Raw genomic sequence first — 14225 nt, 5'->3', positions numbered from 1 at the left:
GCGGAACTGAGCGGGGCGTCTCGACCGGTCGGCGCGCCGCGCACGGGCAGCAGGCGAGCCGCCGAACACAGACGGGAGGCCCGGTGCGAGTTCGACTCGCACCGCGCCTCCCGTCTGTGTCCTGGCTGCTACGCCTCGACGGCGACCTTCTCCGGGTCCTCGTTCGAGCCGGGCGCGCTCGGCACCACGGCTGCGCGCACGCGCGCACCGAGATCGGGGTCGACGCTCGTCCAGTAGGCGAACACCCGCTCACGGAGGTCGTCACGCGTCACCTTGGAGACGTGCCCCGCGATGTTGCCGACGAGACGCGCACGTGCGGCGTCGTCGAGGACCTCACGGTAGAGCGTGCCCGCCTGGCCGAAGTCGTCGTCCTCGGGGTGCAGGGTCGCCGCGGAACGCTGTAGCGCTCCGTCGGACTCCCAGCCCGGGGCGTCGTCGGTCGCGTTCGGGTCGGCGTGGGCACCGCCGAGCGAGTTCGGTGCGTACACCGGGACTTCGGACTTCTGGAAGTCGAAGCGCATGGCGCCGTCCTTCGAGTACGAGTGCACCTCGTTCTTCGGGGCGTTGACGGGCAGCTGCGCGTGGTTCGTGCCGACGCGGTAGCGGTGGGCATCCGCGTAGCTGAAGATGCGCGCGAGGAGCATCTTGTCGGGGCTCGCCGCGATGCCGGGCACGAAGTTCGAGGGGGCGAAGGTCGCCTGCTCGATCTGTGCGAAGTAGTTCTCCGGGTTGCGGTTGAGCTCCATCGTGCCGACCTCGATGAGCGGGTAGTCCGCGTGCGGCCACACCTTCGTCAGGTCGAACGGGTTGAAGCGGTAGCTCGCGGCGTCCTCGTACGGCATGACCTGCACCTTGAGGGTCCAGCGCGGGTTGTCCCCACGCTCGATGGCCTCGTACAGGTCGCGGATGTGGAAGTCCGCGTCCTCGCCGGCGATGCGGTCGGCGTCCTCCTGCGTCAGGGTCGCGTGGCCCTGCTCGGTCAGGAAGTGGTACTTCACCCAGAAGCGCTCGCCCTCGGCGTTGATCCACTGGTAGGTGTGCGACCCGAAGCCGTCCATGTGGCGCCACGACGACGGCAGGCCGCGGTCACCCATGAGCCACGTGACCTGGTGGGCCGACTCAGGCGAGAGGGTCCAGAAGTCCCACTGCATGTCGTGGTTCCGGAGGTGGCTGCCCGGCAGGCGCTTCTGCGAGCGGATGAAGTCGGGGAACTTGATGCCGTCGCGGATGAAGAACACGGGGGTGTTGTTGCCGACGAGGTCGTAGTTGCCCTCGCTCGTGTAGAACTTCAGCGCGAAGCCGCGGGGGTCACGCCAGGTGTCGGGCGAGCCCTGCTCACCGGCGACGCTCGAGAAGCGGGCGAGCATCTCGGTCGTCTGGCCGGGCTGGAGGAACGCGGCCCGCGTGTACTGCGAGACGTCGTTGGTGACGGTGAAGGTACCGAACGCCCCGCCGCCCTTGGCGTGCACGACGCGCTCCGGGACGCGCTCCCGGTTGAACTGGGCGAGCTTCTCGACCAGGTAATGGTCGTGCAGCGCGATGGGGCCGTCGGCCCCCACTCCCATGGAGTGCTGATCGCTGGAGACCGGGGCCCCGCTGTTGGTCGTGGTGGTGGGCGTGTTCTGGTCGGACACGGTTCCTCCTCAGGTGGAACGTAGGTTCGGTCAGGATGGCTCGGGTCGGTTCGCAGCGACGGCGTCGGTCTCGACACCGCTCTGCTCGGCTGCCGCACACTGCGCGCAGATGCCCCAGTAGGTGACCTCTGCGGTGGTGACGGCGAAGCCGTGGGTCTCGGACGGCGTCAGGCACGGCGCGTGGCCGACCGCGCAGTCCACGTCACCGATCGCGCCGCACATGGTGCAGACGATGTGGTGGTGGTTGTCGCCGGTCCGCCGTTCGTAGCGGGCGGGGCTGCCGGCCGGCTCGATGCGACGGACGAGTCCGGCGCCGGTCAGTGCGGCGAGGACGCCGTAGACCGCCTGGTGACTGGTCGTCGGGAGTTCGGCGGCGAGCGCCGTGACCAGGTCGTCAGCGGTGGTGTGCGGGTGCGTCTCGATCGCCCGGAGGGCGGCGAGGCGCGGCGCGGTGACGCGGAGGCCGGCTCCACGGAGGAGTTCGGTGTCGTCGACCATGCGGAGCCCTTCTCTTGCAGGATTCAAGACAACGCTTACTGTACACGGCGGGAGCGGTCCACCGGGCGACACATGCCCCTCCCGGAATGCAATGTGTCACGATCCTGTCGCGATCGGCTGGACCCGACCTGGGAGGGGTGGAACGACCGGTAGCGTCCAGCCATGTCCATGCAGCAGGCCGACGCGTCGGCGAACACCGCTCAGGACGCCCGGGGGACCATCGCGCAGCGAGACCTGGTCGTCGACCTCATCCGGACGGCCTGTGTCGTCCTGGTCGTCATCGTGCACGTCACGATGGTCGGCGTCGGCTCCGACTCCTCGGGCCTCCGGGTGACGAGCCCGCTGCAGGAACTGCCCTGGTACGTGGCGGCGACCTGGATCGGCCAGGTCATGCCCCTCTTCTTCGTCGTCGGCGGCTTCGCGAGCGCCGTCGGCTGGCGCAGCACCGTTGCCCGGGGTGGCGGCGCCCGGGACTGGGTCGCGACCCGGCTCGTGCGGCTCTACCGTCCGGCGGTGCCGCTGTTCGCGGTGCTCGCGGTCGGGCTCGGCATCGCGACCGTCCTCGGCACGCCCGCGGACCTGCTGAGTGAGTTGGCGTTCGGGATCGGGTCGCCGCTCTGGTTCCTCGCCGCGTACGGCATCACGCAGTGCTGCGTGCCGCTGATGGCTCGGCTGCATGCCACCGCCCCGTGGCGCACGCTGGCGGTCCTGCTCCTGCTGGCCACGGTGGTCGACGCGGTCCGGCTCGCCAGCGGAGTCGCCGAGATCGGCCTGCTCAACCTCGGCCCGGTGTGGCTCTTCGCCCAGCAGCTCGGGTTCCTCTGGGCGGACGGCTGGTTCGCCCGGCGCTCGAAGCTCCTTCTGGCGGGTGTCGCGGTCGCCGCCTACGCGGTCCTCGTGCCGATCACCTCGGTCGGGCTCTGGTCTCCGGACATGCTGCAGGACCTCAACCCGCCGATGCTGCCGCTGGCCCTGCTCGCCGTCGGTCAGGCCTGCCTGGTGCAGCTCGTGCACGCTCCCCTGACGCGGCTGATGCACAGCCGACCCGCACAGGCCGTCGTGTTCCTGCTCGGCCGCGACGGCATGACGATCTACCTGTGGCACCTGCCGCTCTTCATCCTGCTCAACGGCGTCGGGCTGCTCGTCGGGCTGCCGTTCCCGGACCCGGGTTCGCGCACCTGGTGGGCCACGCGGGTGATCGCGGTGGTCGTCCTGCTCGCCGCCACTCTCGGCATCGCCCGGGCCGTGCGGCGCTTCGACCGTCCACTCCCCCGCCTCGTGCCCGGCGCCGACCGCCCCGCCTGGCCGGTCCTCGCGGTCGCGGCACTCTGCACGATCGGCCCGGCGTTCGCCGTCATGCAGCTGCACCTCTCGTTCCCACTCGCGCTCCTCGGCGCGGTCGCGATCCCGGTCGGGACGTGGCTGCTGAGCAAGACCGTCGCGGCGCGAGGCGTGCGGACCATGTAGGGATCCTCATCTGGCGGAGCCGGGTCGGGCCTCCCGGCCGGAGGAAGATGACTCCCGCAGCGCGACCACCGGGAGGCACACCACGCCGTCACCCTCCGAGTTCTGGAACACCTGGCACGTCGACCCCCTGGCGGTGGTGCTCCTCGTCGTCGCCGCCGTCGCGTACGGCGCCGGACTCGTCGTGGCCCGGCGACGGGGCGTCCGTTGGCCCTGGTGGCGGACCCTGGCGTTCGTCGCCGCGCTGGCCCTGTTCGCGGTCGTGCAGTTCGGGATCGTCGGCGAGTACGACCGGCAGCTGCGGTGGGCCTTCGTCCTGCGGATCGCCGTCCTCTTCTTCGCGGTCCCCACGTTCGCCGCGCTGTCCGGCCCATTCGCGTTGCTGCGGACGGGAGGCCCGACCCGCCTCGCCGAGACCGCCGACGCCGTCCTGCGCTCACGTCCGGCGCGGCTCCTCGGCAACGCGATCGTCTCGCCACTGGTGGCCCTCGCGCTGTTCTGCGTGATGCTCACTCCGCTGGCGGCCGTGCTCCGCCAGTCCCTGGTCAGCAGCGAGGGGATCACCGTCCTCGTACCCGTCCTCGGCTTCGGGTTGCTCGCGCCGCTGTCCGAGGTCGGGGTGCTCCGCTCCTCCGCCTTCGCCACCGCAGAGTTCCTGCTGGCGTTCGTGGAGCTCGTGCTCGACGCGGTGCCGGCGGTCGTGATGCGGGTCAGCGACCACGTGCTGGACGGAGCCGGGAGCGTGGCGTTGCACGTGCCCTGGGCGCCGTCGCCGCTGCGGGACCAGCACCTGGCGGGCGACCTGCTGTGGTTCATCGCCGAGGTGGCGGACGTCCCCGTGCTCATCGCCCTCTTCATCCGGTGGCAACGCTCCGACCGCCGCGAGGCCCGCGAGGTCGACGACTTGACGGACGAGCAGATGGACGCGCTGACACGGGAGCACCTGCAGCGACGGTCCTGAGGGCGCGCGGCTCGCGGCCGGGCCTGAGGGGCGCGGGGCGCGGGTCTGGTCGGGTCGGCGGGTCGGGTCGGCGGGAGGTCGGGTCGGGTCGGTTGGGTCGGCGAGGTTCGGCCGCCTGGCGCGAGCGGGCGGAACACCAGGGTCTGAGCGCTCCGAGCCGCGCAGATCTGACCGTTCGATCCGCGCCGGGCGTCCGCTGCGCGCGAGCGGGCGGAATCCCCCGGCCCGACGACCGCGCGGAGCGCGGATCCGCCCGCTCGCCGAAGCGCGCCCGCTCGGCTGCCGCCCCCGCCGGCGAGCGGGCGGAACACCAGCGCCCTGCGCGGTCCGGAGACGCGCTTCCGCCCACTCACCGACGTGCGTCCGTCCCGCCGCCGCCCCGACCCGCGAGCGGGCGGAATGCCTCGGCCCCGCCCGGTCCGGAGACGCGCTTCCGCCCGCTCACCGACGTCCGCCCGTCCCGTCGCCGCCCCGACCCGCGAGCGGGCGGAATCTCCGAGTGTCGCGAGCACAAGTGCGCGGAACCGCCCGCTCGACGCGGGGCGGGCCTCTCGGCTGACCGGGAAGTGCGCGCGACGCGGCGAACGGGCGGAATCCTCCGGCGCGGGCGACCCGGGAGGCGCGTTTCCGCCCGCTCGCCGCCCTGCGCCCGCCTCGGCGCCGGCTCACGGGCCGCGCACCCCGCGAGCGGGCGGAAGACCCTGGTGCGGCGGACGCCAGCGGTGCACTTCCGCCCGCTCGGCGACCACGCTGGCCGACCGACCGGGACACCCGGAAACGAAGGAGCCCCGGCCCCTCGTGGGAGGGACCGGGGCTCCGGTGGTGCGGGACGCCGGGCTACGCCCCGACGTGCTTGCCCGGGTGCTGCCCGGCGGCGAGCTCGTCAGCGGCGGTCGCGGGTGCGGCGGCCGAGGCGTGGGCACCGACGTGCTCCCGCTCGCCGCCGGCCTGCGCCGCGCCGGGCTGCGCCGCGTCGGCGGACCCGTCGGGCTGCGTGGCGACCGAGCCGGTCTGCTTCCAGGCGACGGTCTGCTTCGGCTTCGCCAGGAACAGGGCCGCGACGATCGCCGCGATGAGCACGACGGCCGGCAGGACGAGCGACTGCCCCATGGCTCGCGAGAACGGCTCGAGCAGGAACCCGGGCAGCGACCCGGTCTGCGCGACACCAGCGCCGGAACCACCGGACTGCTGCGGGAACTCGGCGGTGATCCGGGCCTCCATCAGGGCGGCGATGCCGGCGGAACCGAGCACGGCACCGATCTGACGGGTGGTGTTGTAGACGCCCGAGCCGGCACCGGCCAGACGCGGCGGCAGGTTGCGCGTGGCGGAGACCGACAGCGGTCCCCACATGCAGGCGTTGGCCAGGCCGAGCAGCGCGCTCGGCAGGAGCACCCAGCCCCAGTCGGCGTTCGCGGCGATCAACGCGCCGAACCAGAACAGCCCGCCGGAGAAGCAGGCGAGCCCGAAGGACGCCACCCAGCGCGGGTTCCAGACGTTGAGCTTCTTGCCGACGACCGGCGCGAGGCCGGCCGAGATGACCGCCTGCGGCACGAGGAGCAGCGCCGCCTGCGTCGGCGAGAAGCGCAGGACGTCCTGCGCCCACAGCATGATCGGCAGCGCGAAGGACGAAATCGCGACGCCGACCGCGGTGATCGCGATGTTCGCCAGGGTGAAGTTGCGGTCCTTGAACAGGCCGAGCGGCAACAGCGGCTCGCCCTTCTGCACGCCCTGCCAGACGACGAACGCGGCGAGCACGACGATGCCGGCGATGATCAGCGACCAGACCGAGATCGGGCCGGTGATGGTGCCCCAGTCGTAGGTCTCGCCCTCCTGGATGCCGAAGACGAGCAGGAACAGCCCGACTGCGGACAGCACGATGCCCAGGTAGTCGAAGCGGTGTCCGTGGCGCTCGAAGGACGGGACGAACTTCTGTGCGAGGACGAACGCGACGATGCCGACGGGGACGTTGACGAAGAAGATCCACTCCCAGCCGAAGCCGTCGACGAGCAGCCCGCCGACGATCGGGCCGACGAGCGAGGCCACACCGGCGACCGCACCCCAGAGGCCCATGGCTGCGCCACGGTTCTGCGGCGGGAAGATGCGGGTGATGACGGACATCGTCTGCGGGGTCATCATCGCGGCGCCGAGGCCCTGCACCACGCGGGCGAGGATCAGCATCTCGATCGAGCCGGCGAGACCGCACCAGAGGCTGGCGAGCGTGAATACGACGAGCCCGACCTGGTAGAGCACCTTCGGCCCGAAGCGGTCACCGAGACGGCCGGTGATGAGCAGCGGCACGGCGTACGCCAGCAGGTAGGCGCTGGTCACCCAGATGACGGCGTTGATGTCGGCGTCGAGCGCCTTCGCGATGGTCGGCGTCGCGACCGAGACGATCGTCGAGTCGACGAGGATCATGAAGAAGCCGACGACGAGCGCCCAGAGCGCTGGCCACGGCTTCTTGCCGTGCTCCAGGTCGGCGGCGGTTGATGCGGATGTCATCGAGTGGTGTCCTTGCTGTTCTGTGTGGGTTCTGCGGGGACGGCCGGACCGTCCCAGGGGATGTCGCCGCGCTCCACGCGGTCAGCGATGGCGGTGAGCCACTCGAGTTGCGCGGTGAGCATCGCACGGACGTACGACACGTCGAGCCAGTAGCGCTCGGCGAGGCCCTTGGCCTGGAGGCCCGTGGCGGTCTCGTCGTACCCGTCGCGTCGGGCGTCCAGCGCGTGGATGCGAGCGCGGAGCGCACTGACCACGTCCTCGACGGGCAGGTTGTCCATGTGGGACACCGCCAGTCCGAACTGCGGGTACTCGTCGGCCGGTTCGGCGACCATGCGTCGGAGGCCCTCCTCGAGCGCCGCGCGCCCGGCGTCGGTGATCGAGTAGGTGGTCCGTTCGGGCCGGTTGCCCGCGCGGTCGGTGCCGACGACCTCGGCGTACCCGAGGTCCGCGAGGCGGCCGACCTGGTGGTACAGCGTCCCGGGACGCACCTTGACGTTCCGGTCCTCGCGACGCTGCAGCATCGTCTGGAACATCTCGTAGGGGTGCATCGGTGCCTCGGCGAGCAGGCCGAGTGCCGCGAACGCCAGTGGCGTCAGGTCGGTCACGTGGTCTCCGGTGTTCGAGAGCGGGGGTGTTCGAGAGCGACGGGTGTTCGATCCCGATTGTTCGACATCGAATAGTACGTCTCCGATCGTCCGTCCACAACCGCTCCGGCTGCCCCCGCGGGCCACCTAGACTGGTGACATCCCCACCCGACCCCTGTGCTGGAGTGAACACGTGCCAACGATCGTCGTCGAGGTCATGCCGAAGGCCGAGATCCTCGACCCCCAGGGCAAGGCGGTGGGCAACGCCCTCGCCCGCCTCGGCAAGAACGACCTGACCAACGTCCGCATCGGCAAGCGATTCGAGGTGTCGGTCGACGGCCCCGTCGACGACGCGAAGCTCGCCGAAGTCCGTGAGATCGCGGTCGACGTCTTCTCGAACGCAGTCATCGAGGACGTCGTCTCCGTGAGTGTCGTCGAGTGACCGCGATGCGCATCGGGGTCATCACCTTCCCCGGCTCGCTCGACGACCGCGACGCCCAGCGCGCAGTGCGCCTCGCCGGAGCCGAGCCGGTCGCGCTCTGGCACGGTGACCACGACCTCCAGGGTGTCGACGCGATCGTCCTGCCGGGCGGGTTCTCGTACGGCGACTACCTCCGTGCGGGCGCGATCGCGGCGAAGGCCCCGATCATGGCCGAGGTCATCGACGTCGCCGGCAAGGGCATGCCCGTGCTCGGCATCTGCAACGGCTTCCAGATGCTCGCCGAGGCCCGACTGGTCCCCGGTGCGCACACCCGGAACGCCCACCAGCAGTTCATCCGCCGCGACCAGGTGCTCCGCGTCGAGAACGCCGACACCGCCTGGACCTCCGGGTTCGACGCGCAGCAGGAGATCACCATCCCGCTGAAGAACGCCGACGGCCGGTTCGTCGCCGACGCGGACGAGATCAAACGCATCGAGGACAACGGCCAGGTCGTGTTCCGCTACGTCGGCGTCAACCCGAACGGGTCGATCGACGACATCGCCGGTGTCTCGAACGAGCGCGGCAACGTCGTCGGCCTGATGCCGCACCCCGAGCACGCGACGGAGCCCGGGTTCGGCCCGGACACCCGCGCGGCCATGGCCTCCGGCACGGACGGCCTGACCTTCTTCACCTCCGTGATCGAGCGCGCGCTCGTCAAGTGACCGCGACTCCAGCGCCCGCGACTCCAGTGACAGGGAACGACAACACCGTGACCACGCCCGTCCGCCCGAAGCCCGACACCGTCCAGGACGCCGCCGAGACGCCCGACAAGGAACAGCCCTACGCGGCACTCGGGCTGAAGGCCGACGAGTACGCGAAGATCCGCGAGATCCTCGGTCGCCGCCCCACCTCGGGCGAGCTCGCCATGTACTCCGTCATGTGGTCCGAGCACTGCTCCTACAAGTCGAGCAAGAACTACCTCCGGCAGTTCGGCAAGAAGGTCACGCCGGAGATGACCAAGAACCTGATGGTCGGCATGGGCGAGAACGCCGGTGTCGTCGACGTCGGTGACGGCTGGGCGGTGACCTTCAAGGTCGAGTCGCACAACCACCCCTCCTACGTCGAGCCGTACCAGGGCGCGGCCACGGGTGTCGGCGGCATCGTGCGCGACATCATCTCGATGGGTGCCCGTCCGGTCGCGGTGATGGACCAGCTCCGCTTCGGCGCGATCGACCACGAGGACACCGCACGCGTGGTGCACGGGGTCGTCGGCGGCATCTCGTTCTACGGCAACTGCCTTGGCCTGCCGAACATCGGCGGCGAGACCTACTTCGACCCGGTGTACCAGGGCAACCCGCTGGTCAACGCCCTGGCGGTCGGTGTGCTGCGGCACGAGGACCTGCACCTGGCGAACGCGTCCGGCGCGGGCAACAAGGTCGTGCTCTTCGGTGCCCGCACCGGTGGCGACGGCATCGGCGGCGCATCGATCCTGGCGTCCGACACCTTCACCGAGGGCGGCCCGACCAAGCGTCCGGCGGTCCAGGTGGGCGACCCGTTCGCCGAGAAGGTCCTCATCGAGTGCTGCCTCGAGCTCTTCCAGAAGGAGCTCGTCGAGGGCATCCAGGACCTCGGCGCCGCGGGCATCTCCTGCGCGACGAGCGAGCTCGCGAGCAACGGTGACGGCGGGATGCACATCTCCCTCGACGACGTCCTGCTGCGCGACCCGTCGCTCACGGCAGAGGAGATCCTCATGTCGGAGAGTCAGGAGCGGATGATGGCGGTCGTCCGCCCCGACAAGCTCGACGCCTTCCTCGAGGTCGTCGGCAAGTGGGAGGTCGAGACCAGCGTGCTGGGCGAGGTCACCGGCACCGGTCGTCTCGTCATCGACTGGCAGGGCCAGGAGATCGTCAACGTCGACCCGCGCACGGTCGCGGTCGACGGCCCGGTGTACGACCGTCCGGTCAAGTACCCGACCTGGATCGACGCGCTCCAGGCCGACGGCGCCGAGTCGCTCGACCGTCCAGAGACCGGCCCCGCCCTCAAGGCGCAGTTCCTGCAGCTGCTCGGGTCGCCGAACCTCTCCGACAAGCGCTGGGTCACGAACCAGTACGACACGTACGTCCTCGGCAACACCGCGCTGTCCTTCCCCGACGACGGCGGCATGATCCGCGTCGACGAGGAGACCGGCCTCGGTGTCGCGATCGCCACGGACGCCAACGGCCGCTACTGCCAGCTCGACCCGAAGCAGGGCGCCCGCCTGGCGCTGGCCGAGGCGTACCGGAACGTCGCCGTCACCGGCGCCGTCCCCGCGGCGGTCACCGACTGCCTGAACTTCGGCTCGCCGGAGAACCCCGAGGTCATGTGGCAGTTCTCCGAGGCCGTCGAGGGCCTGGCGGACGGCTGCATGGAGCTCGGCATCCCGGTGACCGGCGGCAACGTCTCGTTCTACAACCAGACCGGTGACACCCCGATCCACCCGACGCCCGTCGTCGGTGTGCTCGGCGTGATCGACGACGTCGCCAAGCGCATCCCCTCGGGGTGGCAGGACGACGGCCACAACATCTACCTGCTCGGCACCACGAGCCTCGAGCTCGACGGTTCGGCCTGGGCCGGCACCGTGCACGACCACCTCGGTGGACGTCCGCCGCGGGTCGACCTGGCGCGCGAGAAGGCCCTGGCGGAGCTCATCGCCGCCGCGGCCGACGAGCAGCTGCTGACGAGCGCACACGACCTGGCGGACGGCGGCCTCGGCCAGACCCTCGCCGAGTCGGTGCTCCGCTTCGGCCTCGGTGCCCGTGTCGTGCTGGACGAGCTCGAGTCCCGCGACGGCGTCGACACCGCGACCGCGCTGTTCTCCGAGTCGACCGGCCGCGTCATCGTGACCGTCCGACGCGAGGACGACGTCCGCTTCCAGGGCCTCTGCACGGGCCGGGGCTACCCGGTGCTGCGCATCGGTGTGACCGACGCCGCGTCGGGCTCGCTCGAGGTCCAGGGTGCGTTCGAGGCGACGATCGACGAGCTCCGTGGCGCCCACGGCGCGACCCTGCCGACGCACTTCGGTGCCGTCATCCAGGAGAACGTCACCGAGGGCTACGTCGGTCGCGGGCCGCTCGACGACCACGGGTCCTTCTCGCCGCGCACGGACTCCTGACCCGGTGCCGATCGTCACGCTGCCCTTCCAGGAACTGGTCGACGGCTTCGGCCCGGTCCCGGACGGCATCGAGTTGGACGTCTGGGACGTCGAGGCTCCGCACGAACGGGCCGACGAGGTCGCCATCGCCTTCCTGCCGTTCTACTTCGGCGGACGGCACCGGTGGCAGTTCGTGCACGACCTGCCGAACCTCGAGCTGCTGCAGCTGCCGAGCGCCGGGTACGAGTGGGCGACCCCGCACGTGCCCGGTCATGCTCATCTGGCGAACGGCCGAGGGATCCACGACGACGAGACGGCCGAGCTCGCCGTCGGGTTGGCGCTGACCTCGCTCCGTGAGATCGCCGCGTTCCAGTTCGACCGCGCCGAGCAGCGGTGGGACTCGAGGGAGACCCGTTCGCTCGCCGATCGCCGCGTCACCGTCGTCGGCTACGGCGCCATCGGGTCCGCGATCGCGACCCGGTTCGAGGCGTTCCGCACCCGGGTCACCGTCGTCGCCCGGACCGCGCGGCAGCAGGACGGCCGGCAGGTGCACGCCTTCGGCGAGCTGCCGGAGCTCGCGCGCACCACGGACGTGCTCGTGCTCATCGCGCCGCTCACCGACGAAACCGAGGGGCTGGTGGACGCGCACCTCCTCGCGGCGCTGCCCGACGGCGCCCTCGTGGTGAACGTCGCGCGTGGCAAGGTCGTCGACACCGACGCACTGGTCGCGGAACTCCGCTCGGGCCGGATCTCGGCGGCGCTCGACGTCACCGACCCCGAACCCCTGCCTGCCGACCACGCCCTCTGGACGACGCCGAACACCGTGCTCACGCCGCACGTCGGCGGCAACACGGACCTCAGCGTCCCGCGGTCGCTCGACCTGATCCGACGCCAGGTCGCGGCGCTGGCCGAGGGACGGCCGTTCGAGAACGTCATCGACCTGCCGGTCCCCCAGGGCTGACGGCCCCAGGGCTGACAGCTGCAGGGCTCACAGCTGCAGCGCTGACAGCCGCAGCGCCCCCAGCCCCCGGCCGCGCTACCCCAACGGGATGACGCACGTCGGGCTGCCGACGGCGATCTGCCCGACGGCCTCCCCCGGCACGCCGTCGTCCCCGACCGGCAGCACCGCCACCGCGTCCGAGTTCTGGTTCGCGACGAGCAGGTACCCGGGAACCCGGGCGAAGTGGCGGGGCCAGGCTCCCCCGGCCGACGCTGCCCCGACGATCCGGAGCCCGTCGTCGGCCGTGTCGAGCACCACGATCTGGTCGCGGCCACGGACGGCGACGGTGACCAGGCCGCGCTCGTCGACCTCGATGTGGCTGAGGAGTGACGGGACACCGGGTCCGTCGAACACCGGGGTGGCGCAAACCTCCCGGAACGACCCGGACTCGTCACGGCGGAGGCGGTACACCCGTCCGTCGAGCTCCCCGGCGACGACCAGGTCGCCGCCCAGCGCGCCGCCGACCGAACCGGAGACCGGACCGGAGACCCAGGCCATGTGCCGCGGTCCGGCACCCGGGGTGACGTGGTGCACGCGGAGCGGCTCGATCGACACCGATCCGGCATCGGCGCTGATCCGGAACTCGTGCAGGGCGTCGCCGCCCAGGTCGGCGACCAGCACGGTGCCGTCCGGTGTGGCGATGGACTGGTGGGCGTGTGGGCCCTCCTGGCGCTCCTCGTCGGGGCCGGTCGCGTCGGGCAGGACCTCGGTCGCGAGTGCCGCGTCGGGCAGCGCGGCGGACACTCCGGCACCCTGGCCGCCGACACCGTGCACGAGGCCGCCAGCAGCAGCTCCGCCGGACCCGCCCCCGCCGGGGACGGCGTAGGCCTCCGCCGCCTCGAGCGAGACCGCGGTCACCGTCCCGGAGACGTAGTTCGTGACGACGAGCGCTCCCGAGGGGTCGACCCGCACGTGGCAGGGTGCATCCCCGCCGGCGGGAGCGTCCCACAGGTGCTCCAGAGCGGAGCCCGCGCGGCGGAACGCGTGGACGCCGCCGTCGACCGTTTCGGAGACGGCGTACACCCGGTCACCGTCGACGGCGAGGAACGACGGATCGTCGAGCACCGCGACCGTCGACACGACGTCACCGTCGACGATGGAGATGCCGGTCGCGTTCCCGCCTCCGGTCGCCGTGTACGAACCGATCAGCAGGTGCAGCGGGGGCAGGGTCACAGTTCACCGACGGCGATGCGCTCGTGGTGGTGGATGACCTCCGCCACGATGAAGTTGAGGAACTTCTCGGCGAAGGCCGGGTCGAGGTGGGACTCGGCGGCGAGGGCCCGCAGCCGTGCGACCTGGATCTGCTCGCGCGAGGGGTCGGCCGCCGGCATGCCCGCCGCGGCCTTGAGGTACCCGACCCGCTGCGTGTACTTGAACCGCTCCGCGAGCATGTGGATCACGGCAGCGTCGATGTTGTCGATGCTCTGCCGGATGCTCTGCAGCTCGGCCACGGCGTCGTCGTCGGTCGTCCCTCGGGCCTCGTTCATGGTCAGAGCCTACTGATCGAGGTCGTTCCCGACGAGATGTGACCGCGGGGCCGTCCCGTTGCTGGGAGGATGGTCCTCATGACGGTTCTGCTGGCGATCTCCGGTGTCTTCGCGGTCCTGGCGGGCCTGGTGCACGCGTACATCTTCTTCCTCGAGTCCCTCGCGTGGACGAGCCCTCGGGTCCGACGCATCTTCAGCATCTCGAGCGACGCCGAGGCGCAGGCGACCCGCTCCCTCGCCTTCAACCAGGGCTTCTACAACCTGTTCCTGGCGATCGGCGCGGTCCTCGGTGTCGTGCTGGTGCTCGCTGGCAACGGTGCGACCGGCTGGACGCTCGTCGTCTTCTCGTGCGCGAGCATGCTCGGTGCCGCCGTCGTCCTCGCGGGCACCGGCCGCAAGTACCTGCGCTCCGCGTCGATGCAGGGCGCGTTCCCGCTGCTCGCGCTCCTGTTCGCGTTCGTGGGCTCGTCCTTCGGGTCCTGACCCGCGCCTCCCGTCCGGCACGCGCGCAGCGCCCGGCCTGGAGGCCCGCCCCACCCCCGCAGGG

The 14225-nt window shown here is 71.3% G+C and carries 13 protein-coding genes; 7 read left to right on the top strand and 6 right to left on the bottom strand.

Translation table 11 applies throughout. The features are described from left to right. Positions 1 to 128 precede the first annotated feature (128 nt). Positions 129 to 1634, bottom strand: coding sequence for a catalase (locus tag DEJ24_RS15190; protein WP_111079331.1), 1506 nt, complete (start codon positions 1632 to 1634; stop codon positions 129 to 131). Between the two features lie 30 nt (positions 1635 to 1664). After that, positions 1665 to 2132, bottom strand: coding sequence for a Fur family transcriptional regulator (locus tag DEJ24_RS15185; protein ID WP_110904045.1), 468 nt, complete (start codon positions 2130 to 2132; stop codon positions 1665 to 1667). A 162-nt stretch (positions 2133 to 2294) separates the two neighbouring features. Between DEJ24_RS15185 and DEJ24_RS15180 the strand changes: the two genes are divergently transcribed. Both DEJ24_RS15180 and DEJ24_RS15175 read left to right on the top strand, forming a co-directional pair. Continuing rightward, on the top strand, positions 2295 to 3599 hold the full coding sequence (locus DEJ24_RS15180; protein WP_111079330.1) for an acyltransferase: 1305 nt from the start codon (positions 2295 to 2297) through the stop codon (positions 3597 to 3599). A 133-nt stretch (positions 3600 to 3732) separates the two neighbouring features. Then, the gene (locus DEJ24_RS15175; protein ID WP_258374844.1) at positions 3733 to 4557 is read left to right on the top strand and encodes a cytochrome c oxidase assembly protein; all 825 of its coding nucleotides are present in this window, start codon (positions 3733 to 3735) and stop codon (positions 4555 to 4557) included. 837 nt (positions 4558 to 5394) lie between these two features. Here the strand turns inward: DEJ24_RS15175 and DEJ24_RS15170 are convergent. Together DEJ24_RS15170 and DEJ24_RS15165 are read right to left on the bottom strand one after the other, a co-directional pair. After that, positions 5395 to 7029 (bottom strand): DHA2 family efflux MFS transporter permease subunit, encoded by a 1635-nt coding sequence (locus DEJ24_RS15170; protein WP_375334715.1) that lies wholly within the window; start codon positions 7027 to 7029, stop codon positions 5395 to 5397. 23 nt (positions 7030 to 7052) lie between these two features. Continuing rightward, positions 7053 to 7661: a PadR family transcriptional regulator gene (locus DEJ24_RS15165; protein ID WP_258374644.1), complete on the bottom strand. Its 609-nt coding sequence runs from the start codon at positions 7659 to 7661 to the stop codon at positions 7053 to 7055. 172 nt (positions 7662 to 7833) lie between these two features. Here DEJ24_RS15165 and purS point away from each other — a divergent pair, with 172 nt between their 5' ends. Genes purS through DEJ24_RS15145 form a run of 4 tightly spaced genes read left to right on the top strand, consistent with a single transcriptional unit; the run spans position 7834 to position 12152 of the window. Further along, complete coding sequence (gene purS / locus DEJ24_RS15160) at positions 7834 to 8082, top strand: phosphoribosylformylglycinamidine synthase subunit PurS (RefSeq protein WP_110823495.1); 249 nt, start codon at positions 7834 to 7836, stop codon at positions 8080 to 8082. Positions 8083 to 8087: 5 nt separating this feature from the next. Continuing rightward, positions 8088 to 8783, top strand: coding sequence for a phosphoribosylformylglycinamidine synthase subunit PurQ (gene purQ / locus DEJ24_RS15155; protein ID WP_111074887.1), 696 nt, complete (start codon positions 8088 to 8090; stop codon positions 8781 to 8783). A 47-nt stretch (positions 8784 to 8830) separates the two neighbouring features. Beyond that, positions 8831 to 11212, top strand: coding sequence for a phosphoribosylformylglycinamidine synthase subunit PurL (purL, locus tag DEJ24_RS15150; protein WP_258374643.1), 2382 nt, complete (start codon positions 8831 to 8833; stop codon positions 11210 to 11212). 4 nt (positions 11213 to 11216) lie between these two features. Continuing rightward, on the top strand, positions 11217 to 12152 hold the full coding sequence (locus DEJ24_RS15145; protein ID WP_111079327.1) for a 2-hydroxyacid dehydrogenase: 936 nt from the start codon (positions 11217 to 11219) through the stop codon (positions 12150 to 12152). 75 nt (positions 12153 to 12227) lie between these two features. On the opposite strand, the gene DEJ24_RS15140 is transcribed toward DEJ24_RS15145, so the two are convergent. After that, positions 12228 to 13364, bottom strand: coding sequence for a beta-propeller fold lactonase family protein (locus DEJ24_RS15140; protein ID WP_111079326.1), 1137 nt, complete (start codon positions 13362 to 13364; stop codon positions 12228 to 12230). Beyond that, a complete protein-coding gene (locus tag DEJ24_RS15135) occupies positions 13361 to 13678 on the bottom strand; it encodes a chorismate mutase (RefSeq protein ID WP_110904041.1) in 318 nt (105 codons plus the stop codon). The genes DEJ24_RS15140 and DEJ24_RS15135 overlap by 4 nt, the downstream gene beginning before the upstream one ends. A 78-nt stretch (positions 13679 to 13756) precedes the next feature. Here DEJ24_RS15135 and DEJ24_RS15130 point away from each other — a divergent pair, with 78 nt between their 5' ends. Further along, entirely contained in the window at positions 13757 to 14161 is a 405-nt protein-coding gene (locus DEJ24_RS15130; protein WP_258366485.1) for a DUF1304 domain-containing protein, read from the top strand. The last annotated feature ends 64 nt before the right edge of the window (positions 14162 to 14225 follow it).

This window comes from Curtobacterium sp. MCPF17_001 (assembly GCF_003234615.1).
GTDB lineage: Bacteria > Actinomycetota > Actinomycetes > Actinomycetales > Microbacteriaceae > Curtobacterium.
Note: the sequence above shows the minus strand (reverse complement) of the source record. Positions and strands in the feature narration are given on the sequence as shown.

What these genes read in the sequence shown, in the direction of transcription:
- DEJ24_RS15180 (WP_111079330.1), top strand. Translation starts at nt 2,295, where the DNA reads ATGTCCATGCAGCAGGCCGACGCGTCGGCGAACACCGCTCAGGACGCC.
- purQ (WP_111074887.1), top strand. Translation starts at nt 8,088, where the DNA reads ATGCGCATCGGGGTCATCACCTTCCCCGGCTCGCTCGACGACCGCGAC.
- DEJ24_RS15130 (WP_258366485.1), top strand. Translation starts at nt 13,757, where the DNA reads ATGACGGTTCTGCTGGCGATCTCCGGTGTCTTCGCGGTCCTGGCGGGC.
- DEJ24_RS15135 (WP_110904041.1), bottom strand. Translation starts at nt 13,678, where the DNA reads ATGAACGAGGCCCGAGGGACGACCGACGACGACGCCGTGGCCGAGCTG.
- DEJ24_RS15185 (WP_110904045.1), bottom strand. Translation starts at nt 2,132, where the DNA reads ATGGTCGACGACACCGAACTCCTCCGTGGAGCCGGCCTCCGCGTCACC.